Origin of the sequence: Nocardioides sp. cx-173, from assembly GCF_021117365.1 — a bacterium.
GTDB lineage: Bacteria > Actinomycetota > Actinomycetes > Propionibacteriales > Nocardioidaceae > Nocardioides.
The window spans coordinates 1,729,679-1,749,856 of record NZ_CP088262.1 but is presented as its reverse complement, the minus strand read 5'-3'; the positions used below and the strand labels follow the sequence as shown (position 1 = coordinate 1,749,856).

At 73.0% G+C, this 20,178-nt stretch carries 23 protein-coding genes; 4 read left to right on the top strand and 19 right to left on the bottom strand.

All coding sequences use genetic code 11. The annotated features are described in order from the left end of the window. Nucleotides 1-19 precede the first annotated feature (19 nt). From lgt to trpC, 5 genes are read right to left on the bottom strand one after another with little or no spacing between them, the layout of a single operon-like run. Entirely contained in the window at nt 20-973 is a 954-nt protein-coding gene (lgt, locus tag LQ940_RS08495) for a prolipoprotein diacylglyceryl transferase (RefSeq protein ID WP_231244131.1), read from the bottom strand. 10 nt (nt 974-983) lie between these two features. After that, nucleotides 984-1,583 (bottom strand): SCO family protein, encoded by a 600-nt coding sequence (locus LQ940_RS08490; RefSeq protein WP_231244095.1) that lies wholly within the window; start codon nt 1,581-1,583, stop codon nt 984-986. Further along, complete coding sequence (gene trpA / locus LQ940_RS08485) at nt 1,576-2,382, bottom strand: tryptophan synthase subunit alpha (protein ID WP_231244094.1); 807 nt, start codon at nt 2,380-2,382, stop codon at nt 1,576-1,578. The genes LQ940_RS08490 and trpA overlap by 8 nt, the downstream gene beginning before the upstream one ends. Next, the gene (trpB, locus tag LQ940_RS08480; RefSeq protein WP_231244093.1) at nt 2,379-3,602 is read right to left on the bottom strand and encodes a tryptophan synthase subunit beta; all 1,224 of its coding nucleotides are present in this window, start codon (nt 3,600-3,602) and stop codon (nt 2,379-2,381) included. Before trpB ends, trpA begins: the two co-directional genes overlap by 4 nt. After that, nucleotides 3,599-4,381, bottom strand: coding sequence for an indole-3-glycerol phosphate synthase TrpC (trpC, locus tag LQ940_RS08475; protein ID WP_231244092.1), 783 nt, complete (start codon nt 4,379-4,381; stop codon nt 3,599-3,601). The genes trpB and trpC overlap by 4 nt, the downstream gene beginning before the upstream one ends. Nucleotides 4,382-4,559: 178 nt before the next feature. On the opposite strand from trpC, the gene LQ940_RS08470 reads away from it, so the two are divergent. Next, the gene (locus tag LQ940_RS08470) at nt 4,560-4,910 is read left to right on the top strand and encodes a DUF4190 domain-containing protein (protein ID WP_231244091.1); all 351 of its coding nucleotides are present in this window, start codon (nt 4,560-4,562) and stop codon (nt 4,908-4,910) included. An 18-nt stretch (nt 4,911-4,928) separates the two neighbouring features. Here the strand turns inward: LQ940_RS08470 and LQ940_RS08465 are convergent, their stop codons facing one another. The 6 genes from LQ940_RS08465 to LQ940_RS08440 form a co-directional block, all read right to left on the bottom strand. Continuing rightward, on the bottom strand, nt 4,929-5,309 hold the full coding sequence (locus LQ940_RS08465) for a DUF2752 domain-containing protein (protein ID WP_231244090.1): 381 nt from the start codon (nt 5,307-5,309) through the stop codon (nt 4,929-4,931). Between the two features lie 62 nt (nt 5,310-5,371). After that, nucleotides 5,372-5,572: an HGxxPAAW family protein gene (locus tag LQ940_RS08460; protein ID WP_231244089.1), complete on the bottom strand. Its 201-nt coding sequence runs from the start codon at nt 5,570-5,572 to the stop codon at nt 5,372-5,374. Between the two features lie 96 nt (nt 5,573-5,668). Then, nucleotides 5,669-6,238 (bottom strand): Trp biosynthesis-associated membrane protein, encoded by a 570-nt coding sequence (locus tag LQ940_RS08455; RefSeq protein WP_231244088.1) that lies wholly within the window; start codon nt 6,236-6,238, stop codon nt 5,669-5,671. After that, nucleotides 6,231-6,590 (bottom strand): phosphoribosyl-AMP cyclohydrolase, encoded by a 360-nt coding sequence (gene hisI / locus LQ940_RS08450; protein ID WP_231244087.1) that lies wholly within the window; start codon nt 6,588-6,590, stop codon nt 6,231-6,233. The genes LQ940_RS08455 and hisI overlap by 8 nt, the downstream gene beginning before the upstream one ends. 59 nt (nt 6,591-6,649) lie before the next feature. Further along, nucleotides 6,650-8,443: an ABC transporter ATP-binding protein gene (locus LQ940_RS08445; protein WP_231244086.1), complete on the bottom strand. Its 1,794-nt coding sequence runs from the start codon at nt 8,441-8,443 to the stop codon at nt 6,650-6,652. Further along, entirely contained in the window at nt 8,440-10,221 is a 1,782-nt protein-coding gene (locus LQ940_RS08440; RefSeq protein ID WP_231244085.1) for an ABC transporter ATP-binding protein, read from the bottom strand. Before LQ940_RS08440 ends, LQ940_RS08445 begins: the two co-directional genes overlap by 4 nt. A 121-nt stretch (nt 10,222-10,342) precedes the next feature. Here LQ940_RS08440 and LQ940_RS08435 point away from each other — a divergent pair, with 121 nt between their 5' ends. After that, a complete protein-coding gene (locus LQ940_RS08435; protein ID WP_231244084.1) occupies nt 10,343-10,978 on the top strand; it encodes a TIGR03085 family metal-binding protein in 636 nt (211 codons plus the stop codon). Between the two features lie 289 nt (nt 10,979-11,267). Here the strand turns inward: LQ940_RS08435 and hisF are convergent, their stop codons facing one another. From hisF to hisD, 7 genes are read right to left on the bottom strand one after another with little or no spacing between them, the layout of a single operon-like run. After that, a complete protein-coding gene (gene hisF, locus LQ940_RS08430) occupies nt 11,268-12,029 on the bottom strand; it encodes an imidazole glycerol phosphate synthase subunit HisF (protein WP_231244083.1) in 762 nt (253 codons plus the stop codon). Beyond that, entirely contained in the window at nt 12,026-12,760 is a 735-nt protein-coding gene (gene priA, locus LQ940_RS08425; protein ID WP_231244082.1) for a bifunctional 1-(5-phosphoribosyl)-5-((5-phosphoribosylamino)methylideneamino)imidazole-4-carboxamide isomerase/phosphoribosylanthranilate isomerase PriA, read from the bottom strand. Before priA ends, hisF begins: the two co-directional genes overlap by 4 nt. An 11-nt stretch (nt 12,761-12,771) precedes the next feature. Then, complete coding sequence (locus LQ940_RS08420; RefSeq protein WP_231244081.1) at nt 12,772-13,101, bottom strand: hypothetical protein; 330 nt, start codon at nt 13,099-13,101, stop codon at nt 12,772-12,774. A 52-nt stretch (nt 13,102-13,153) separates the two neighbouring features. Next, entirely contained in the window at nt 13,154-13,792 is a 639-nt protein-coding gene (gene hisH / locus LQ940_RS08415) for an imidazole glycerol phosphate synthase subunit HisH (RefSeq protein WP_231244080.1), read from the bottom strand. Then, nucleotides 13,789-14,397 carry an imidazoleglycerol-phosphate dehydratase HisB gene (gene hisB / locus LQ940_RS08410; protein ID WP_231244079.1) on the bottom strand — a complete coding sequence of 203 codons (609 nt, stop codon included), beginning with the start codon at nt 14,395-14,397 and terminating at the stop codon, nt 13,789-13,791. The genes hisH and hisB overlap by 4 nt, the downstream gene beginning before the upstream one ends. Continuing rightward, a complete protein-coding gene (locus LQ940_RS08405) occupies nt 14,394-15,485 on the bottom strand; it encodes a histidinol-phosphate transaminase (RefSeq protein ID WP_231244078.1) in 1,092 nt (363 codons plus the stop codon). The genes hisB and LQ940_RS08405 overlap by 4 nt, the downstream gene beginning before the upstream one ends. Before the next feature lie 2 nt (nt 15,486-15,487). After that, a complete protein-coding gene (hisD, locus tag LQ940_RS08400) occupies nt 15,488-16,792 on the bottom strand; it encodes a histidinol dehydrogenase (protein WP_231244077.1) in 1,305 nt (434 codons plus the stop codon). Nucleotides 16,793-16,910: 118 nt separating this feature from the next. Here hisD and LQ940_RS08395 point away from each other — a divergent pair, with 118 nt between their 5' ends. Both LQ940_RS08395 and ybaK read left to right on the top strand, forming a co-directional pair. After that, entirely contained in the window at nt 16,911-17,576 is a 666-nt protein-coding gene (locus LQ940_RS08395; protein ID WP_231244076.1) for an LON peptidase substrate-binding domain-containing protein, read from the top strand. A 172-nt stretch (nt 17,577-17,748) separates the two neighbouring features. After that, nucleotides 17,749-18,243, top strand: coding sequence for a Cys-tRNA(Pro) deacylase (ybaK, locus tag LQ940_RS08390; RefSeq protein WP_231244075.1), 495 nt, complete (start codon nt 17,749-17,751; stop codon nt 18,241-18,243). Between the two features lie 6 nt (nt 18,244-18,249). On the opposite strand, the gene LQ940_RS08385 is transcribed toward ybaK, so the two are convergent. Beyond that, nucleotides 18,250-20,136 (bottom strand): DUF3352 domain-containing protein, encoded by a 1,887-nt coding sequence (locus LQ940_RS08385; protein ID WP_231244074.1) that lies wholly within the window; start codon nt 20,134-20,136, stop codon nt 18,250-18,252. Nucleotides 20,137-20,178 lie beyond the last annotated feature (42 nt).

Sequence of the window (20,178 nt, the reverse complement as noted above, 5' to 3'; positions counted from 1 at the left end):
CGGGGGTCTCACGAGACGGTCAGGTGGTGGCGTCCTCGGAGGCCTCCGGGGCGCCGGAGGTCTCCCCCACATCTGGGTCGGCGTCGGCCACATCGTCGGGGGCCTCGGTCGTCTCACCGCTCGGACCGTGCCCGTCTCGCCAGACGCTCTCCTCGCGCCCGGGCCAGCGCCGCAGGCTGATGACGAAGTAGACCGCCGCGGCCACGAACAGCACGATCGAGACCCACACGTTGAAGCGCAGGCCGCCCACGTCGTTCAGCTCGACGGTGTCGATCCGGAGGTACTCGATCCAGCCGCGCCCGGCCGTGTAGGCCATCACGTACAGCGCCAGGACCCGGCCGTGGCCGAGCCGGAAGCGGCGGTCGGCCCAGATCACCAGCGCGAAGGCAGCGAGGTTCCAGACGAACTCGTAGAGGAACGTCGGGTGGAAGGTCGTGCCCGGGGCGAAGGCGAGCCCGGAGGGCCAGTTGGCCGGGTCGATCTCCAGTCCCCACGGCAGGTCGGTGGGTCGCCCGTAGAGCTCCTGGTTGAACCAGTTGCCCCACCGGCCGATCGCCTGCGCCACGAGGACGCCCGGGGCCATGGCGTCGAGCACCGGCAGCAGCCGGATCCCCTTGCGCCGGGCGCCGATGACGACCCCGAGCGCGCCCATCGCCACGCCGCCCCAGATGCCGAGGCCACCGCGCCAGATGTACAGCGCGGTGACCGGGTTCTCCCCGTCGCCGAAGTACAGGCCGCTGTCGGTCGCGACGTGGTAGAGCCGGGCCCCGACGAGCCCGAACGGCACCGCCCAGATCGCCAGGTCCTGCACGTCGCCCGGCCGGCCGCCGCGCGCGACCCAGCGGCGCTCGCCGATCCAGATGGCGACCACGATGCCGAGGATGATCGACAAGGCGTAGCCACGGATGGGGAGCCACCCGAGGTGCCACACCCCCGAGTCCGGGCTGGGGATCGAGAGCGCGGTGACCGCCATGAACGACACGTCAGTCCTCCTTGGCGAGCAGGGTGTGGATGTCGGCGGCGAACTCCGCCTGGCTGGTCTCCTGGTCCCAGTAGACCGGAGCCTCGTCGTCGCTGTCGAGGCCGATGACCTGGGTGCTGTGCCCGCCCAGATCGTAGCCGCCGCTGGGCAGCTCCTTGCCGTTGCTGACGTAGACGGCGAGCGGCTTGCCGGCCTCGACGATGGACTCGATGTCACCGGTCAGGCCGATGAACGACGGGTCCAGGCGGTCCAGGTAGCTGCGCAGGGCCGCCGGGGTGTCGCGCGCGGGGTCGGTGGTCACGAAGACGACGTCGACCTGCTCGCGGTCCTCGGCGTCGAGCCGGTTCATGGCGCCGGCCAACGCGCCCATGACCTGCTGGCAGATGTCGGGGCAGTGGGAGTAGCCGAAGAAGACCAGCGTCAGCCGCTTGTCGGTGTCGGCGGCCAGGGAGTACGGCTGTCCGTCGGTGTCGGTCAGCGCCACGTCCGGCGCCTGGTAGGGGCGCTCCAGGGTGGTGCCCGAGAACGCCGGCGGCTCGTCGTCGCTGCAGCCGGACAGCACGAGCACGAGCGCGACCAGCGGCAGCAGCAGCCTACGCACGCCTCACTCCGGCGGCGAGGTCCTCGGTGAGGGCCGCGAGCGCACGCAGGCCGGTCGGCCGGTCGTGGTCGAGCAGGGTGCGGACGAAGGCGGAGCCGACGATGACCCCGTCGGCGTACGACGCGACCTCGGCGGCCTGGTCGCCGTTGCTGACCCCGAGCCCCACCCCGATCGGCAGGTCGGTCGTGCTCCTGGTGCGGGTCACGAGCGGGCCGGCGAGGTCGCTGGTGGTGGTGCGGGTGCCGGTGACGCCCATGACCGCGGTGGCGTAGACGAAGCCGCGGCACGCGGCGGTGGTCATGGCGATGCGGGCGTCGGTGGAGGACGGCGCGACCAGGAACACCTTGTCGAGACCGTGCTCGTCGGCAGCCGCGATCCACTCCGGTGCGCTGTCGGGGGTCAGGTCGGGGGTGATCAGGCCCGCGCCCCCGGCGCTGGCCAGGTCGGCGGCGAAGCGCGGGACGCCGTAGCGCTCGACGGGGTTCCAGTAGGTCATGACGAGGGTGGGTACGCCGGTCGCGGCCACGGCCTCCACCGTGCGCAGCACGTCGCGGGTGCGGACCCCGCCCTCGAGCGCCCGCTGCGCGGCCGCCTGGATCGTGGGACCGTCCATCACCGGGTCGCTGTAGGGCAGGCCGATCTCGATCACGTCGCAGCCGGAGTCGACCAGGCAGCGCAGCGAGTCGATGCCGCCCTGGACGTCGGGGAAGCCGGCCGGCAGGTAGCCCACCAGCGCGGCTCGGCCGTCGGCGCGGGCCTTCTCAAAGGCGGTCGCGCTGGTGTTCGTCGGGGTGCTCACAGGTCGAACCACTCCATGGCGGTCTCCATGTCCTTGTCGCCTCGGCCGCTGAGGTTCACCAAGATGGTGGCCTCCGGGCCCTTCTCGGCGCCGAGCCGCTTGGCGACCTCCAGCGCCCCGGCGAGGGCGTGGGCCGACTCGATGGCCGGGATGATCCCCTCGGTGCGGCTGAGCAGGGCCAGCGCGTCCATCGCCTCCGCGTCGGTGACCGGCAGGTACGTCGCCCGGCCGACCTTGGCCAGGTGGGCGTGCTGCGGGCCGACGCCCGGGTAGTCGAGCCCGGCCGAGATCGAGTGGGACTCGATGGTCTGCCCGTCCTCGTCCTGGAGCACGTAGGTGCGCGCGCCGTGGAGGACGCCGCTGTCGGCGGCGTGGATGGTCGCCGCGTGGCGCCCGGTCTCGACGCCGTCGCCGCCCGGCTCGAAGCCGTAGATCGCCACGTCCTCGTCGTCGAGGAACGCCTGGAACAGCCCGATCGCGTTGGAGCCGCCGCCCACGCAGGCGGCGATGGCGTCGGGCAGGACGCCGTACTGCTCGAGGCACTGGGCCCGCGCCTCGTCGCCGATGCCGCGGGCGAAGTCGCGCACCATGCTGGGGAACGGGTGCGGCCCGGCGGCGGTCCCGAAGAGGTAGGCCGTGTGGTCGACGCTGGAGACCCAGTCGCGCAGCGCCTCGTTGATCGCGTCCTTGAGGGTGGCGCTGCCGCCGTCGACGGGCACGACCTTGGCGCCGAGCAGGTTCATCCGGGCGACGTTGAGCGCCTGGCGCTTCACGTCGACCGCGCCCATGTAGACGGTGCACTCCATGCCGAAGTACGCCGCCGCGGTCGCGCTGGCGACCCCGTGCTGGCCGGCACCGGTCTCGGCGATGACCCGCTTCTTGCCCATCCGCTGGGTGAGCAGCGCCTGGCCGAGGACGTTGCGGATCTTGTGGGCCCCGGTGTGGTTGAGGTCCTCGCGCTTGAGCAGGATCCGGGCGCCGACCTTGTCGGAGAGCCGGCGGGCCTCGTAGAGGCGGCTGGGGGTGCCGGCGTACTCGCGGCAGATCTCCTCGAAGGAGGCGACGAACGCGGGGTCGGCCATGGCGCCCTGCCAGGCCTCGGTCAGCTCGTCGAGCGCGGCGACCAGCGCCTCCGGCATGAACCGGCCGCCGAAGTCGCCGAACCAGCCGCGGTCGTCGGCGTCGTACCTGGAGGTGGGCTGGGATGCGGGCTGGGTCATGCCTCGACTCCTGTCATCGCGGCGACCGCCTCGCGCGGCGCCCCGTCCTTGACCAGCGCCTCGCCGACGAGGACCACGCGCGCGCCCTCGCCCACGAAGCGGGTGACGTCCTGCGGACCCGAGATGCCCGACTCCGCCACGAGCACCCGGTCGTCGGGGACCAGCGGTGCCAGCCGGGAGAAGGTGTCGTTGTCGACCGCGAGGGTCTTGAGGTTGCGGGCGTTGACCCCGACGAGCTCGGCGCCCAGCGCCACCGCCCGCTCGGTCTCGGCCTCGTCGTGCACCTCGACCAGCACGGTCAGCCCGAGCTCGCGCGCCTCGTCGTAGAGGCGGCGCAGGGTGTCGTCGTCCAGCGCCGCGACGATCAGGAGCACGAGGTCCGCGCCGGCCGCGCGGGCCTCGACGACCTGGTAGCTGGTCACGACGAAGTCCTTGCGCAGCACGGGGACGTCCACGGCGGCGCGTACGGCGCGCAGGTCGGCCAGGCTGCCGCCGAAGCGGCGCTGCTCGGTCAGCACGCTGATCGCCGCGGCTCCCCCGGCGGCGTACTCGGCGGCGAGCGAGGCCGGGTCGGGGATGTCGGCCAGCTCGCCCTTGCTGGGACTGCGGCGCTTGACCTCGGCGATCACGCTCGAGCCGAGCGAGCGGAAGTGCGGCATCGGGTCGCGCACGGGGTCGGCGTCGGCGAGCGCGGCGCGCAGGTCGGCGAGCGGGAGCCCCGCCTCGCGCTCGGCGAGGTCGATCCGCACGCCGGCGACGATGTCGTCGAGCACGGACATGACTTCCTCCAGGACTCAGGCAGGATTCGGGCAGGCTTTCGGGCGGCACCGGGGCCCGGTGCAGCCCCAGCACACCATGCGCTCAAGGGCGATGCGCTCCCTCGAGTCTGACACGCGACGTCATAGGGTCCTGACATCGGTCAGACTCCTGGACCGGTCATCCATCGAAGGGAATGCCATGAGCTACGGACAGCCGCCCCCGCCCCCGCCGCCGGAGGGTCCCCAGTACGGCGGACCTCCCCCGGGCTACGGCGCCCAGCCCCAGAAGACCTCGGGGATGGCGATCACCAGCCTGGTGCTGGGCATCATCGGCGTCTTCCCCTGCTGCAGCTGGTTCGTCTTCGGGATCGGCGCCGTCGTGTTCGGTCTGCTGGGGAAGAAGGACATCCGGGAGTCCAACGGCGCGAAGAAGGGCGCCGGCCTGGCCCAGTGGGGCTTCATCCTGGGCATCGTCGGGATCGCGCTCGGCATCGTGTTCTGGGTCCTGGTCGCGACCGGCCAGGTCGAGATCGACACCTACACGAGCTGACCGGCGGGAGGCGGGCTCCTAGGGCGCGAGCCAGGAGCCCGAGAGGTTGCGCAGCACCGTGAACACCACGAGCAGCGCGACCGCGGCGAACGCGGTCCACGCGACCGCGTTCGCCGGCACCGCCCGACGGCGGCCGCGCCAGCGGTCGGCCGTCCACAGCGCCAGTGCGGCCAGGGCGAACGGCAGCGCGACGACGAGCGCCAGGTTGCTCGAGGCGGCGTCGACCAGCTGCAGGTGGGTGAGGTCGTTGACCGCCCGCAGGCCACCGCAGCCCGGGCACCAGAAACCCATCAGCGCGCTCGGGCACAGGCCCCAGCTCGCGTGGTCGTGCGGGTCACGCAGGCGCAGCGCGAGGGTGACGGCCCCCAGGGCCCCGATCGTGGTCAGGGGCGCGGCCATCCGCTGCCACCGCGACGGCGGTGGCGCGAGCACTGGCGCGCCGGGCGCGATCGGGTCGTGGGTCAATGCGTGGAACCGTGCAGACCCATCTTGGCCATGATGACGAAGAGCACGCCGCTGGCCAGCGTGATCGCCACGCCCACCCAGAAGATGGTGTAGTTGATCGGGTCGAGCATCAGCCCGATCGCCCCCACGACGAAGCCCAGCAGTCCGACGACCACGGCCGTCCAGGCGGCCGGTGTGTTGCCGTGGTTGTCAGACATACGGTGCTCCTCGCAATGTGAATCAGTGGTGGATCAGTGGTCGATCAGTGGCGCATCGCTACGTCCGCGCGATGCGGCGCCAGTCTATTCAGGTGCTCATCTGGTGGGATCGTCACCCTCGTCGAGGGCCTTCCACAGGTCCAGGTTCGACGGCTCCGCCGCGGGCTCCTGGCGGTCCTGGTCGCCGGGGGCGTCGTAGCGGCTCCCGATCTCCGGCCAGTGCGGCACCAGCCGCACGGCCAGCACCGCCGCCGCGGCGGAGACCACGGCGCAGGCCAGCCCGAACCAGAACCACCTGGTGTGGTCGACGTCGACGCCGGTGAGGCCCACCCCGGCGAGCTCATCCTCCAGGTCCCGGGCGGCCGTGAAGAACCCCACGACGTACGTCGCGAGCGTGCCCACGGCAGCGAGGGCGCCGAGGGCCGCCACCACCCGGCGCGGGCGGCCTCGCGCGACCAGCACGACGCCCCAGCAGGCCAGGACGACCAGGCCGAGCGCGGTCGCGAGCGGGACGCTGGCGCTCTCGGACAGGCCGAAGGCCATGCCCCAGGAGTCCTGCTGCTCGTCGGCGTCGAAGGTGACCCAGAGCTGGTTGCCCCCGACCGCGGCTCCGACCCCGGAGGCGAGCCCCAGCACGACCAGCGGCGCGAACCCGCTCCTAGTCACCCGGCAGGCCGTCCACGGAGACGAGCAGGGCGGCGTCGAAGCAGGTGCGGTCGCCGGTGTGACAGGCGGCGCCCACCTGGTCGACCTTGACCAGCAGGGTGTCGCCGTCGCAGTCGAGGCGCACCTCCTTGACCCACTGCACGTGCCCGGAGGTGTCGCCCTTGACCCAGTACTCGCGGCGCGACCGGCTCCAGTACGTCGCCCGGCCGGTCGTCAGCGTGCGCTGCAGCGCCTCGTCGTCCATCCAGCCCAGCATCAGCACCTCGCCGGTGTCGTGCTGCTGCACCACGGCCGGCACCAGGCCCTCGGCGGAGCGCTTGAGCCGGTCGGCGATCGCGGGGTCGAGGGGCATGGGAGCCATTATCGCGCGGACCCACCACCGGCGCCCGACGAGGTGGCTCAGGAGGTGGCTCAGGAGGTGGCGGGGCCCTGTTGCGACACCCAGCTGCGGTGCAGCCCGGCGTAGACGCTGCCGGCCTCGGCGGCGAGGACCGCGTGCGGTCCGCGCTGGACGATGCGGCCCTGGTCGACGACGACGACCTCGTCGGCGGACTCGGCGGTGGAGAGCCGGTGCGCGATGGTGACCGACGTCCGGCCGCTCATCAGGCGCTCGAGGGCACGGCCGATCCGCATCTCCAGCTGGGGGTCCACCGCGCTGGTGGCCTCGTCGAGGACGAGCAGATCGGGGTCGGCGAGATGGGCGCGCAGCAGCGCGACGAGCTGCCGCTCGCCGGCCGAGAGCGACTCACCGCGCTGGCCGACCTGGGTGTCGAGGCCGCGGGGCAGCCCGTCGAGCCAGTCGGAGAGGCCCAGCTCGTCGGCGCTGGCCCGGATCTCGGCGTCGGTGGCGTCCAGCCGGCCGTAGCGGACGTTCGCGCGCAGCGTGTCGTCGAAGAGGAAACCCTCCTGCGGCACCAGCACCACGCTGCGGCGCAGCGAGGCCTCCCCGATCTCGCGCACGTCGACGCCGTCGAGCAGGACCGAGCCCCGCGAGGGGTCCATCAGGCGGGTCAGCAGCTTGGCGAAGGTCGACTTGCCCGAGCCGGTCTCCCCCACGATCGCGACCCGGCGGCCGGCATCGATGTGGAGGTTGATGTCGCGCAGCACCGGCGGCCCGCCGGGGTAGGCGAACTCCACGTCCTCGAAGCGCACGTCGATCGGCCCGCGCGGCAGCACCTGCCCGTCGGGGCCGGGGTCGACCAGGTCGGCCGGGGTGTCGAGGATGCCGATGACGCGGCGCCAGCCGGCGATGGCGTTCTGCGCGTCGGTGAGGATCTGGGTGCCCATCTGGACCGGCCCGACGAACAGGGTGACCAGGAACGCGAAGGCCACCACCTCGCCGGCGGTGATGTCGCCGGCGAAGCCGAGCCAGATGCCGACGATGAGGACGCCGGCGTTGGCCAGACCGGCGGAGATCCCACCCAACGAGAAGGAGAACGCGGTGAAGCCCTGGGCGCGGGTGCTGGCCCGCTGGTGACGGGTGATCGCCTGGTCGATGCGCTCCTGGGTGCGGGCCTCCACGGCGTACGAGCGGACGACCGCGGCGCCGACCACCGGCTCGGAGATCGCCGAGAGCATGACCCCGACCTGGCGGCGGACGGTGCCGTAGGCGTCGGACAGCTTGCGCTGGAAGAACCGCAGGGAGACGAACAGCGGCGCGAAGCACAGCCACACCACGAGGGCGAGCTGCCAGCTGTAGAAGACCATCACGATGGTCGCGATGAGGACCTGCCCGATGCTGACCACGAACAGCAGCCCACCGAACACCAGGAACTGGCTGACCTGGTCGACGTCGCTGGTGACGCGGGAGACGAGGGCGCCGCGGCGCTCGGTGTTCTGCGTGAGGAGCGGCAGGTCGTGCACGTGGCGGAACGCCCGGATCCGCAGCATCGCCAGGCCTCGCTCGGAGGTGGTGAACAGCCGGCGCGTCATCGCGTAGGAGGCGTAGCTCGTGACCAGGAGTGCGGCGCCGGCGGCCAGGCCCATCCACACCGTGAACGACACGTCGGGGCCACCGGAGCGGCCCAGGCCGCGGTCGAGGGTCTGCTGGACGGCGATCGGCACGATCACCTGCCCCACCGAGGCGAGTACCGCCAGGGCGAGAGTGCCCCAGACCCCCTCCTTCAGCTCGGGCGAGAAGTGCAGCCCGCGCCGGATGGTGGCGATCGCGCCGATGTCCTCACCGGAGTCCATCACCGTGCTCATATGGCCACCTCCTCCTGCTCGTAGGCGTTGACCAGCCGCGCGTACGACGGGCTGCGGGCGAGCAGCTCGGCGTGCGTGCCGCGGTCGACCACCCGCCCGTGCTCGAGGTGGAGCACCTCGTCGGCGAGGCCGATCGTGGCCTTGCGGTAGGCGACGACGACCAGCGTGGAGCCCGCGCCGCTCTCGCGCAGACCGGCGAGGATGCGCGCCTCGACCTCGGGGTCGACGGCCGAGGTGGCGTCGTCGAGGATCAGCAGCCGCGGGCGGCGTACGAGCGCGCGGGCCAGCGAGATGCGCTGGCGCTGGCCGCCGGACAGCGACGTCCCGCGCTCGCCGAGCTGGGTGTCGAGGCCCTCAGGAAGCGCCGCGACGAAGCCGTCGGCCTGCGCGGTGCGCAGCGCGGCCCAGACGTCGGCGTCGCTGACGTCCGCGCCCAGCGTGATGTTGCCGCGCACGGTGTCGTCGAAGAGGAACGCGGTCTGCGGCACGATCGACACCGCGGAGGCCAGCTCGCCGGGAGCCAGCTCGCGCAGATCCAGGCCGTCGAGCGAGATGCGGCCGCGGTCGGGGTCGACCAGCCGCGTGAGCAGGGTCGTCAGCGTGCTCTTGCCCGACGCGGTGGCACCCACGAGCGCGACCGTGCGGCCGGGCTCGACCGAGAACGTGAGGCGTTCGAGCAGCGGCTGCTCGGGCTCGTAGCGGTAGGTGACCGACTCGACGTCCAGGCGCGCCCCGCCGGGCCCGTGGACGGCCGCCTGGTCGCCGTGCGGCATCTCGCCGTCGGCGCGCAGGACCGACGTCACCCGGCGGTAGCCCACGACGCTGCGCGGGAACTCGCCGAGCACCCAGCCGATCGAGCGGATGGGGAAGGACACGATGGTGAGCAGGTAGGCGACGGTGACGACGTCGCCGGGGTCGGTGGCGCCGCTGAGCACGCGCGAGACGCCCACGGCGAGGACGAACAGGACCCCGATCCCGGGCAGGGCCGCGAGCGCAGGGTCGAACGCGGCCCGGATGCGGCCGACGCGGATGTTGACGTCGCGCAGCTCCTCGGCCTTGGCGGCGAACCGCGCGGTCTCCTCGGGCTCGCGGCCGAGCGTCTTGACGACCATCGCGCCGTCGAAGGACTCGTGGGCGATCTCGCTGACCTCGCCGCGCAGCTGCTGGGCGCGGGTCATCCACCCCTGGGCGCGGCGCTGGTAGATCACGTTGACGGCGATCACCGCGGGGAAGACCAGCAGCCCGACCACGGCGAGCACCAGGTCGGCCGCGAGCATCTGCGCCACCGCGATCACCATCATCGCGACGGTGCCGACCGCCATCGGGAGGGGCGCGATGGGGGCCCAGGCCGCCTCGACATCGGAGTTGGCGTTGGAGAGCAGCTCGCCGGTGGGGTGACGCTGGTGCCACTCCATGGGCAGGGAGAGGTACTGGCGGGTGACGGCGCGGCGGGTGTGGGCCTGCATGCGGTACTGCATGATGCCCGCGCCGAGCCGCCGCGCGACGATGCCCACCGCGCGCAGGATCGCGACACCGAGGAAGAGGGCCAGGATGGCCACGAGCGAGCCCGTGCCGACCTCTCCGCTCTCGAAGGCCGGCAGCACGACGTGGTCGGTGGACCACCCCAGCACCCAGGCGTCGGCGACGGTCAGCGCGCCGAAGAGGACGCTGCCGAGCGTGGAGAGGGTGAAGACCCAGGGCTCACGCTTGATGGCCACCAGGAGTACGGCGAACCCGGCTCCGGTCGATCCCCGTCCGTCTGCTCGTTCGTCGCTCATGTCTCCCTGACCGCTGCTTCTCGTCTGCCGAACCGACGAGGCTCGCAGGCTATTCCCGACCACGGACATCGCCCAATCCGGTGCCCACTCCCCCAGCCGGAGGCATGGCAGGCTGGGCCCCATGCCCACCCCCTCCTTCGCCCGGCGCGAGCGCCACGACCTCTGCGACCTCGCGCTGGTGCTCGGCGCCGACGCCCCGACGCTCTGCGCGGGATGGACGGCGAGGGAGCTGGTCGCGCACCTGCTGGTGCGCGAGACCCGGCCCCTCGGTGCCGCGGGCCTGGTGGTGCCCGCGCTGTCCGGGCTCACCGACCGGGCCATGGCCCGCATGGAGCGCCGGGACTTCGCGGTCCTGGTCGAGCGGCTGCGCGACCCCGGCCTCACGCCGTACGCGCTGCCGCCGGTGGAGCGGCTGGCCAACACGATGGAGTACTTCGTGCACCACGAGGACCTGCGCCGCGGCCAGCCCGGCTGGGAGCCGCGAGCGCTGGCACCCGAGGACGAGGAGCGCATCTGGCGCGCGGTGCGCCTGGCCGGCCGGGTGCTGGTCCGGCCCGCCGGGGTGCCCGTCCGCGTCCGGCGCACCGGAGGCGACGAGACGCTCACCCTGCGCGGCGGGGATGACCCGGTGACGGTCACGGGCCCGCCCAGCGAGGTGGCGCTGTTCCTCTTCGGCCGCGACGCGGTGCGCGACCTCGCCTTCGACGGCCCGCCCGAGCGGGTCGACCGCCTGCGCGGCGCGGACCTGGGCCTCTAGGCGTCCGCCTCGCCGACGAAGCGCACGACGCGGGTGCTGAAGTGGAAGGTCGACACCGCGCCGCGCACGATGGTCAGGAAGCCGTCGGCGGCCTCGACTGGCCCGCATTGGAGTACTCCACCAGCACCCTCCACGGCTGGCCCGGTCCCCCGTCCGGTGCCGACTCGGGCGTCTCGCGGCCGGGAGCCCGGTACACGTCGTAGTCGCTCACCCCCAGCAGCCTCTCCCCCACCGACCCGTCACAAACTCACCCCGGGCACCGCTGACCCGTCAGAAAGTTTCTGACGGGTCAGCGGGTGGGGTGGCCGGCGTCGGCCAGGGCGCTCTTGACGTCGGCGATGCGCAGGGTGCCGAAGTGGAAGACGGTGGCCGCCAGGACCGCGTCGGCGCCGGCGTCGACGGCCGGGGGGAAGTGCTCGGTCGCGCCCGCGCCGCCTGAGGCGATGACCGGGATGGTGACCTCACGGCGTACGGCGCGGATCAGCTCGAGGTCGAAGCCGTCCTGGGTGCCGTCGGCGTCCATCGCGTTGAGCAGGATCTCCCCCGCACCCAGCTCGGCCGCGCGGACCGCCCAGGCGACCGCGTCCAGGCCGGCCGACTTCCGGCCGCCGTGGGTGGTGACCTCGAAGCCGGAGTCGGTGCCCGTCGCCCGGCGGGCGTCGACGGAGAGCACCAGCACCTGGTTGCCGAACCGGTCGGCCACCTCGGCCACGAGCTCCGGGCGGTGGATGGCGGCGGTGTTCATCGCGACCTTGTCGGCCCCCGCGCGCAGCAGCCGGTCGACGTCCTCGACCGAGGACACGCCGCCGCCGACGGTCAGCGGGATGAAGACCTGCTCGGCGGTGCGCGACACGATCTCCATCGTCGTCGCCCGGCCCTCGTGGGAGGCCGAGATGTCGAGGAAGGTCAGCTCGTCGGCGCCCTCGGCGTCGTACACCTTCGCGAGCTCGACCGGGTCGCCGGCGTCGCGCAGCCGCTGGAAGTTGATGCCTTTGACCACCCGGCCGCCGTCGACGTCCAGGCACGGGATCACCCGTACGGCGAGGCTCACGCCCGGGCGCCCTTCGTCAGGGCGAGCGCGTCCTCGAGGGTGAAGCGACCCTCGTAGAGCGCGGTGCCGGCGATCGCGCCCTCCACGCCGCTGTCGACCAGGCCCATCAGCGCCTCGATGTCGGCGAGCGTCGACACCCCGCCGGAGGCGATGACCGGCCGGTCGGTGCGGGCGCAGACGTCCTGCAGCAGCTGCAGGTTGGGGCCGGCGAGCATGCCGTCCTTGTTGACGTCGGTGACGACGTAGCGGGCGCAGCCCTCGGCGTCGAGGCGCGCCAGCGTCTCGTAGAGGTCGCCGCCGTCCTTGGTCCAGCCACGGGCCGCCAGCGTGGTGCCGCGCACGTCGAGGCCGATCGCGATCCGGTCGCCGTGCTCGGCGATAATCCGCGCGCACCACTCGGGCTGCTCCAGAGCGGCGGTGCCGATGTTGACCCGGCGGCAGCCGGTGGCCAGCGCCGCCTCGAGGGACTCGTCGTCGCGGATGCCGCCGCTCATCTCGACCTGGATGTCGAGCGCGCCGACGATCTCGGCCTGGAGCTCGCGGTTGTGGCCGCGCCCGAACGCCGCGTCCAGGTCGACCAGGTGCAGCCACTCGGCGCCCGCGTCCTGCCAGCGGCGGGCTGCGGCCACCGGGTCGCCGTACACGCGCTCGGAGCCGGCCACGCCCTGAGCGAGCTGGACGGCCCGGCCCTCGGTGATGTCGACGGCGGGAAGGAGCTGGAGGTAGGACATGGGATCTCTCTCTAGGTGCGGCGGAACAGCATCGTGTGCAGGACGGGGGCGGCGAGCACGCTCACGATGATCACGAGCAGCCGTGCCGCCCAGTGCTCGAGGAACGCGAACGACACGACGTTGATCAGCACCACCAGGGCGAGCGTGGCCAGGGTCTGGTTGCGCCGGCGCCGGGCGAGTACGCCGGTCGCCTGCGGGCGCCGCCGCGGCAGCACCGAGGTGACTCGGCGCCGGCGGACGGCACGGCGCTCCGCGCGCTCCTCCGCGGCCGCGCGAGCCGCGGCGCGCACGGCCGCCTCGCGCTCGCGCTCCTCGCGGCGGCGGGCGCGCTCCCTGCTCATCGGGAGCTCATCGGGGGCTCATCGGGGGCTCATCGGGGAGCTCATCGGGAGCTCACAGCGAGCGCACCCAGTTGTGCAGCAGCGCGGCGCCGGCGTCGCCGGACTTCTCGGGGTGGAACTGCGTGGCGGTGAGCGGGCCGTTCTCGACGGCGGCCACGAACCGGTCACCGCCGTGCTCGGCCCAGGTCACCAGGGGCGCGCGGGTGCGGTCGTTGGTGCGCAGGGCCCAGTCGCGCACGCCGTAGGAGTGCACGAAGTAGAACCGCTCCCCCTCGATCCCCGAGAACAGCCTGGAGCCCTCCGGGACGTCGACGTTGTTCCAGCCCATGTGCGGCACGACCGGCGCCTGCAGCCGTTCGACGACCCCGGGCCACTCGTCACAGCCCGCGGTCTCGACGCCGTGCTCGACGCCGCGCTCGAAGAGGATCTGCATGCCCACGCAGATGCCCAGGACCGGCCGGCCGCCGGCGAGCCGGCGCCCGATCAGCCGCTCACCCCGGACGGCGCGCAGGCCGGCCATGCAGGCGGCGTACGCACCGACTCCGGGGACCAGCAGGCCGTCGGCCTCCAGGCAGGCGTCGAAGTCCGAGGTGAGCTCGACCTCCGCGCCGGCGCGCTCGATCGCCCGCACCGCGGACCGCAGGTTGCCGGAGCCGTAGTCCAGAACGGCGACGCGGGGCTGAGCGCTCAAAGAGCGCCCTTGGTCGAGGGGATGCCGGTCTCGCGCGGGTCGAGCGCGATCGCGTCGCGCAGCGCCCGGGCGAACGCCTTGAACTGGGTCTCCACGATGTGGTGCGGCTCGCGGCCGGCCAGCACCCGCACGTGCAGCGCGAAGTGGGCGTGGAACGCGATCGACTCGAAGACGTGCTGGGTCAGCGAGCCCAGGTAGGCGGGGGTGCTGCCCCCGAGCTGGACGTACTGCTGGCCCTCCGGCTCGCCGGTGTGCACGCAGTAGGGCCGCCCGGACACGTCGACGACGGCCTGCACCAGCGCCTCGTCGAGGGGGACGGTCGCATCGCCGAAGCGACGGATGCCCACCTTGTCCCCCAGTGCCTGGCGCAGCGCCTGGCCGAGCGCGATCGCGGTGTCCTCGGTGGTGTGGTGCGCGTCGATCCAGTGGTCGCCCTCGGACTGCACCGTGAGGTCGATCAGGCTGTGCCGCGAGAGCGCGGTGAGCATGTGGTCGTAGAAGCCGATGCCGGTGGAGATGTCGTGTCGGCCGGTGCCGTCGAGGTCGACCTCGACGAGCACCTTCGACTCGCTCGTCTGGCGCTCGATGCGTGCGGTCCTGCTCATCTCTGCTCCTCCGTGACCTCGGTCAAGGCCTGCTTGAACGTCTTCATCTCGTCGGCGGTGCCGATCGACACCCGCAGCCAGCCCTCCGGGCCGACCTCGCGGATCAGCACCCCCCGGTCCAGGAGGCCCTGCCACACAGCATGCCGGTCCGCGAAGGTCCCGAACAATGCGAAGTTGGCGTCGCTGTCGGCGACCCGGTGTCCCTGCTCGCGCAGCCAGGTCACGGTCGCGTCCCGCTCGGCGCGCAGCTCGTCGACCTTCCCGAGCAGCTCGGGGGCGTGCCGCAGAGCGGCGAGCGCGGCCGCCTGGGTGACCGCCGAGAGGTGGTACGGCAGCCGGACCAGCCGGAGCGCGTCGCAGATCGCCGGGTCGGCGGCCAGGTAGCCCAGCCGCAGACCGGCCGCCGCGAAGGCCTTGCTCATGGTGCGGGTGACGACCAGGTTGCGGTGGCTCGGCAGCAGCTCCAGCGCGCTCGGCACGCCGGTGCGGCGGAACTCCCCGTAGGCCTCGTCGACGACGACCAGGCCGTCCCCGGCCGCCGCACACAGGGCCCCGACCGCCTCCGGCGGCAGCGCGGTACCGGTCGGGTTGTTCGGGCTCGGCAGCAGCACGACCGCGGGCCGCTGCTCGCGGATCAGCGCGGCCGCGGCGTCGAGGTCGATCGAGAAGTCGTCCTCGCGCCGGCCCTGCACCCAGGCGGTGCTGGAGTCGCGGGCGTACTCGGGATACATCGAGTACGTCGGCGCGAAGCTCATCGCGCTGCGGCCCGGTCCGCCGAAGGCCTGCAGGAGCTGCAGCATCACCTCGTTGGAGCCGTTGGCCGCCCACACCTGCGCAGGGACGATGCCGTGCGGCGTGTCCCGGGAGAGGTAGGCCGCCAGCGCGCCGCGGAGCTCGACGAACTCGCGCTCCGGGTAGCGGTTGAGCGTCGCCGCGGCCTGGGCGACCGCGCTCGCGATGTCCGCCACGCAGTCCGGCGAAGGACCGTAGGGGTTCTCGTTGACGTTGAGCTGGACCGGGACGTCCAGCTGGGGGGCACCGTACGGCTCGAGGCCGCGCAGGTCCTCCCGCAGCGGCGGAAAGGGCATGGCTACTGCCCGAACCGCACGCGGACCGCGGCGCCGTGGCCCGGCAGGTCCTCCGCCTCCGCGAGGGTGACGACGTGACCGGCCACCTCGGCGAGCGCGTCGCGGCTGTAGTCGACGACGTGCACCGACTTGGTGAACGCCCGCACCGAGAGCCCCGAGGAGTGGCACGAGCAGCCGCCGGTGGGCAGCACGTGGTTGGAGCCGGCGCAGTAGTCGCCCAGCGACACCGGTGCGTGCGGGCCGACGAAGATGGCGCCGGCGTTCTGCACCCGCGCGGCGTAGGCCGCCGCGTCGGCGGTCTGGATCTCCAGGTGCTCGGCGCCGTAGGCGTTGACCACGTCGAGACCCTGCTCGAGGTCGTCCACCAGGACGGTCGCCGACTGCGCACCGCTCAGGGCGGTGCGTATGCGCTCGGTGTGCTTGGTCGCGATGACCTGCTTGTCGAGCTCGGCGTCGACGTCGTCGGCGAGCCGCTCGGACGTGGTGACCAGGACGGCCGCGGCCAGCGGGTCGTGCTCGGCCTGGCTCACCAGGTCGGCCGCCACGAACGCCGCCTCGGCGGTGTCGTCGGCCAGGATCGCGATCTCGGTCGGGCCGGCCTCGGAGTCGATCCCCACCTGGCCCTTGAGCAGCCGCTTGGCGGTGACCGTCCAGATGCTGCCGGGGCCGGTGACCAGATCGACGCGGGCGCAGGGGCCGACCCCGTAGGCGAACATCGCGATCGCCTGGGCGCCACCGACGGCGTACACCTCGTGGACGCCGAGCAGCTCGCAGGCGGCCAGGATCGTCGGGTGCGGCAGGCCGCCGAAGTCCTTCTGGGGCGTCGAGCTGAGCGCGATCGACCGGACGCCCGCGACCTGGGCCGGCACCACGTTCATGAGGACGCTCGAGACCAGGGGCGCGAGGCCGCCGGGCACGTAGAGGCCCACCCGGCCGACCGGCACCTTGCGGTGGGTCACGCGGGCTCCCTCGCCCAGGTCGGTGGCCACGTCGTGCTCCAGCTCGGCCTCGCACGTCGCCCGCAGCCGGCGCACCGACTCCTCGAGCCCGGCCCGGATGTCGGGGTCGAGCGCGGCGAGGGCGTCGGTGAGCGCTTGGCGCGGCACCCGGATGTCGTCCTGGGTCACGCCGTCGTACTGCTGCGACATCTCGAGGATCGCCTCGATCCCGCGGACTCGGACCGCCTCGCAGATGTCATGCACGGCGGGGATCGCTGCCTCGACGTCGAAGTCCGCGCGCGGCACGGCGGCGCGGTAGTCCACGGGGCCGGCGTCGGCCGCCCCGCGCAGGTCGATGCGGCGGATCATGGGTCGATTCTACGAAGGACGCGACGCCGACCCCACATCGACGGCCCACCGTGGACAGCTCGCGCGAAACCCGCGAGGACGTCGTCGGGACGGCCGGGACACCCGTTACGGTGGCGGAGTGACCGACACGCTGCCGATGTTCCCCCTGAACGCGGTCCTGTTCCCCGGGGTCAGCGTGCCGCTGCGGGTGTTCGAGGACCGCTACCGCGCGCTCGTCCACCACCTGCTGCGGGTCTCCGACCCGACCGAGCGGGTGTTCGGCTCCGTCGGCATCCGCGAGGGCTACGAGGTCGGCGACCACGGCGCCCAGTCGCTCTACCGGGTCGGCTGCCGGGTGCACCTCAGCGAGGTCGAGAGCAACGACGACGGCAGCTTCGACATCGTCGCGGTGGGGCTGGACCGGATCAAGCTGGACCGCCTCGACACCACCGGGCTGTTCCCCGTCGGCCACGTGGTCGACCTCCCCGAGCCCGACGCCGGCGTCGACGAGGCCGTGCTGGAGCGGGCCCGGGCCACGTTCACGGCCTACCGCACCGCCCTTGCCGACATCCGTGCCGACCCCTACGAGGGCAACCTGCCCCGCGACCCGGGCTACCTGTCATGGACCCTCGCGGCGTGCGCTCCCCTGCCGATGCCCGAGCGCCAGTCGCTGCTGGAGGCCGACGACGCCACGGAGCGCCTGCTCCTGGTCACCGACCTCCTGCGCGCCGAGCTGCGCGCCATGAACGTCATCCCGTCCCTACCCGCCACCGAGGTCGCCAGAACCAGATGGTCGCCGAACTGAGCCGACAGCGACCGAGCGAGGCACGAGCTCGGCCGCGTGGTCGGCGAAGATCGAGCAAGCCCTCCGGCTGAGCCTGCGAAGCCGGAACGGGCGCGTCGAGATCCGGTGAGAGGCGCAGAGCGCTGACCACGTAGCTAAACGCCCTCGCCCCTCGACCCACGAGAATGGCGACATGGCCAAGAAGAACCCCGGCGGCACCCGGGCGACCGTCGCGCTGAGCGACGCCGGCGTCGAGTTCACGCTGCACGCCTACGACCACGACCCGCGCGCGGAGTCCTTCGGGCTCGAGGCCGCCGAGGCGTTGGGGCTGGCGCCGGAGCGGGTGCTCAAGACGCTGGTCGCCACCGTGGACGGACGGCTCACGGTGGCGGTCGTGCCGGTCTCGGGCCAGCTCGACCTCAAGGCACTCGCCCGGGCCGTCGGCGGGAGCAGGGCGCAGCTGGCCGACCGCGGCGACGCGGAGCGCGCCACCGGGTACGTCGCCGGCGGGATCTCCCCGCTGGGGCAGCGACGCCCGCTCCCCACCGTGGTCGACGAGTCGGCACTGACCCACCCCACGGTCTACGTCTCCGCCGGCCGGCGGGGGCTCGACCTCGAGCTCGCCCCCGCCGACCTGGTGCGCCTCACCGACGCGTCGACCGCCCGGATCGGCCGCCCCGCCGGCTGACCCGGCTCAGTTGGTGGTCAGGCGGAACACCGAGTGGTCGACCCCGTCCTCCTGCCAGACGCTGATCCCCAGGCCCTCGAGGGGCTCGAGGTTGGCGACGAGCTCGTCCTCGTCGCCCATGCCCCTGACCGCGTTGACCAGCCAGCCGTCGCCGGCGTCGAAGTTGACGAACACGATCGACCCCGACTTGTCGGCCTCGCGGACGACGTCCTGGAAGGTGTCGGTATCGCCGAGCCCGCCCTCGTCGAGCAGCCGGGCCCGGTAGTCGGCGCTGGGCCCGAGGACGAGGTACTCGTCGTTGCTGTCGGTCTCGAGCACCTCGCCAGCCTCCGGCTCGCTGCTGGACAGCGAGGCGGTGAGGTCGCCCAGCACACCCTCGATCGCCTCGGGGTCGCCCTTGATCTTGATCCCCACCGGCAGGTCGCTGGCGTCGCCGGAGTCGAAGAGGGCCTCGAGGTCGACGTCACTGCCGATCGCGACCGTGGCCGACTCGCCGGCGAGCGTCTCGGCGTCCTCGGGCAGCGTCAGCCCGGTCTCCTGCTCGGCCTGCTCGATCAGCTGCTCCAGGTCCAGCTCCTCGCCGGCGTAGCGACCGAGGTACTCGATCAGCTCGTCGGCCCAGCCCTCCTCGAAACCGACGCCGAAGGCGGCGGCGGTGTCCTCGGGCAGGGACGAGATCGCGACGCCGCCCTGGTCGCTGCCGTAGAGCGCGTCGATGCCGATGAACCCGGTGTCCGTGGCGGACTCGATCTCCAGCGAGCCGTCGTCGAAGCGCACGGTCAGCGCCGCGCCCTGGAACTCCTCGAACATCGCCTGCAGCTCGTCGGTCGCCTCGCCGGCCGCGTCGGGCTGCAGGGCGTCCTCGCACTCGGAGTCGCTGTCGTAGTCGTAGTCGTAGTCGTCGTAGTCGGGCAGCTCGGTCGAGCTTGGGTCATAGGGCTCGACCTGCTCGAGGGGGTTCGCCTCGCAGGCCACCGTGGCGCCGAGCGCGCCGAGACCGCTCGCGGACTCGGCCAACACCTTGCCGGCCTCCGGCGCGGCGTACGCCGTCAGGATGCCCGGGTCGCCGGCCTCGTCGGTCCAGCGCTGGAAGTCCTCGTCGTCGGCCAGGCTGCTCTCGGCGGCGTCGTCGGCGACCTGCTCGGCGATCTCGGTCGTCTCCGCGACGACGGCCCAGTCGCCGTCGACGGACCAGCCGCCGATCTGCTCGGTCTCCTCGCCCTCCCCGGACGAGCCCTCGGCGCTGTCGCCCGTGGCGCAGTCACGGAGCTTGGCGAGGCCGTCCTCGGCAGCATCGGCGTCCTTGACCTGCACCACCAGGACCGGGGAGGGGGTGTCCTCGCCGTCGTCGCCCTTGCCGGTGTCGACGGCCGCGACCGCCACGCGGTCGCCGAGCCAGGGCTCGATGTCCTCGCCGTAGTCGATGTCGGGGCAGACCTCGTCGTCCTGCATCTGCTCGAAGAGCTTCTTGCGCAGGTCGTCGTCGGTGTCGAGGCCGACCTTGTCCTTGAACGCGGGGAACTTGCGCAGCGTGCGCATGGCCTCGATCTTCTGCCCACCGCTCGGGTCGAGGTCGATGCTGACGTAGCCGATCGTGCCCGCGGGGAGCGCCTCCGCGGGCTGAGCACCGGTGCTGAAGAACGACACGGCGGCCCACGCGCCGACGCCCACCGCGCCGAGGGCGACGACGCCGACCCCGCCGAGGATGTACTTCTTCTTACCGCCGCCCGACCGGGGGCGCGGCGGCAGCGGGTAACCGCCACCGGCCTCGAGGTACTCGGGCGGCGGCGGTCCGACCGGCGGGCCGCTGGGCGGTCCGGCCGGTGGCCCGCCGGGCCGGCCGGCCGGCGGGGTGTAGGGCGGAGGCGGGGGCGAGTACGGCGGGGGCTGCATGCTCGGAGGCTGTCCCCACGGGGGGCCGGACGGCGGGCCGGC

Coding starts and splice junctions, on each gene's coding strand:
- hisB (WP_231244079.1), bottom strand. CDS start 14,397: ATGAGCAGGACCGCACGCATCGAGCGCCAGACGAGCGAGTCGAAGGTG.
- LQ940_RS08470 (WP_231244091.1), top strand. CDS start 4,560: ATGAGCTACGGACAGCCGCCCCCGCCCCCGCCGCCGGAGGGTCCCCAG.
- LQ940_RS08465 (WP_231244090.1), bottom strand. CDS start 5,309: ATGGCCGCGCCCCTGACCACGATCGGGGCCCTGGGGGCCGTCACCCTC.
- LQ940_RS08435 (WP_231244084.1), top strand. CDS start 10,343: ATGCCCACCCCCTCCTTCGCCCGGCGCGAGCGCCACGACCTCTGCGAC.
- priA (WP_231244082.1), bottom strand. CDS start 12,760: ATGTCCTACCTCCAGCTCCTTCCCGCCGTCGACATCACCGAGGGCCGG.
- LQ940_RS08460 (WP_231244089.1), bottom strand. CDS start 5,572: ATGTCTGACAACCACGGCAACACACCGGCCGCCTGGACGGCCGTGGTC.
- trpC (WP_231244092.1), bottom strand. CDS start 4,381: ATGTCCGTGCTCGACGACATCGTCGCCGGCGTGCGGATCGACCTCGCC.
- hisD (WP_231244077.1), bottom strand. CDS start 16,792: ATGATCCGCCGCATCGACCTGCGCGGGGCGGCCGACGCCGGCCCCGTG.
- LQ940_RS08440 (WP_231244085.1), bottom strand. CDS start 10,221: ATGAGCGACGAACGAGCAGACGGACGGGGATCGACCGGAGCCGGGTTC.
- LQ940_RS08385 (WP_231244074.1), bottom strand. CDS start 20,136: ATGCAGCCCCCGCCGTACTCGCCCCCGCCTCCGCCCTACACCCCGCCG.
- lgt (WP_231244131.1), bottom strand. CDS start 973: ATGGCGGTCACCGCGCTCTCGATCCCCAGCCCGGACTCGGGGGTGTGG.
- hisI (WP_231244087.1), bottom strand. CDS start 6,590: ATGCCCCTCGACCCCGCGATCGCCGACCGGCTCAAGCGCTCCGCCGAG.
- LQ940_RS08405 (WP_231244078.1), bottom strand. CDS start 15,485: ATGCCCTTTCCGCCGCTGCGGGAGGACCTGCGCGGCCTCGAGCCGTAC.
- LQ940_RS08445 (WP_231244086.1), bottom strand. CDS start 8,443: ATGAGCACGGTGATGGACTCCGGTGAGGACATCGGCGCGATCGCCACC.
- ybaK (WP_231244075.1), top strand. CDS start 17,749: ATGGCCAAGAAGAACCCCGGCGGCACCCGGGCGACCGTCGCGCTGAGC.
- LQ940_RS08420 (WP_231244081.1), bottom strand. CDS start 13,101: ATGAGCAGGGAGCGCGCCCGCCGCCGCGAGGAGCGCGAGCGCGAGGCG.
- trpB (WP_231244093.1), bottom strand. CDS start 3,602: ATGACCCAGCCCGCATCCCAGCCCACCTCCAGGTACGACGCCGACGAC.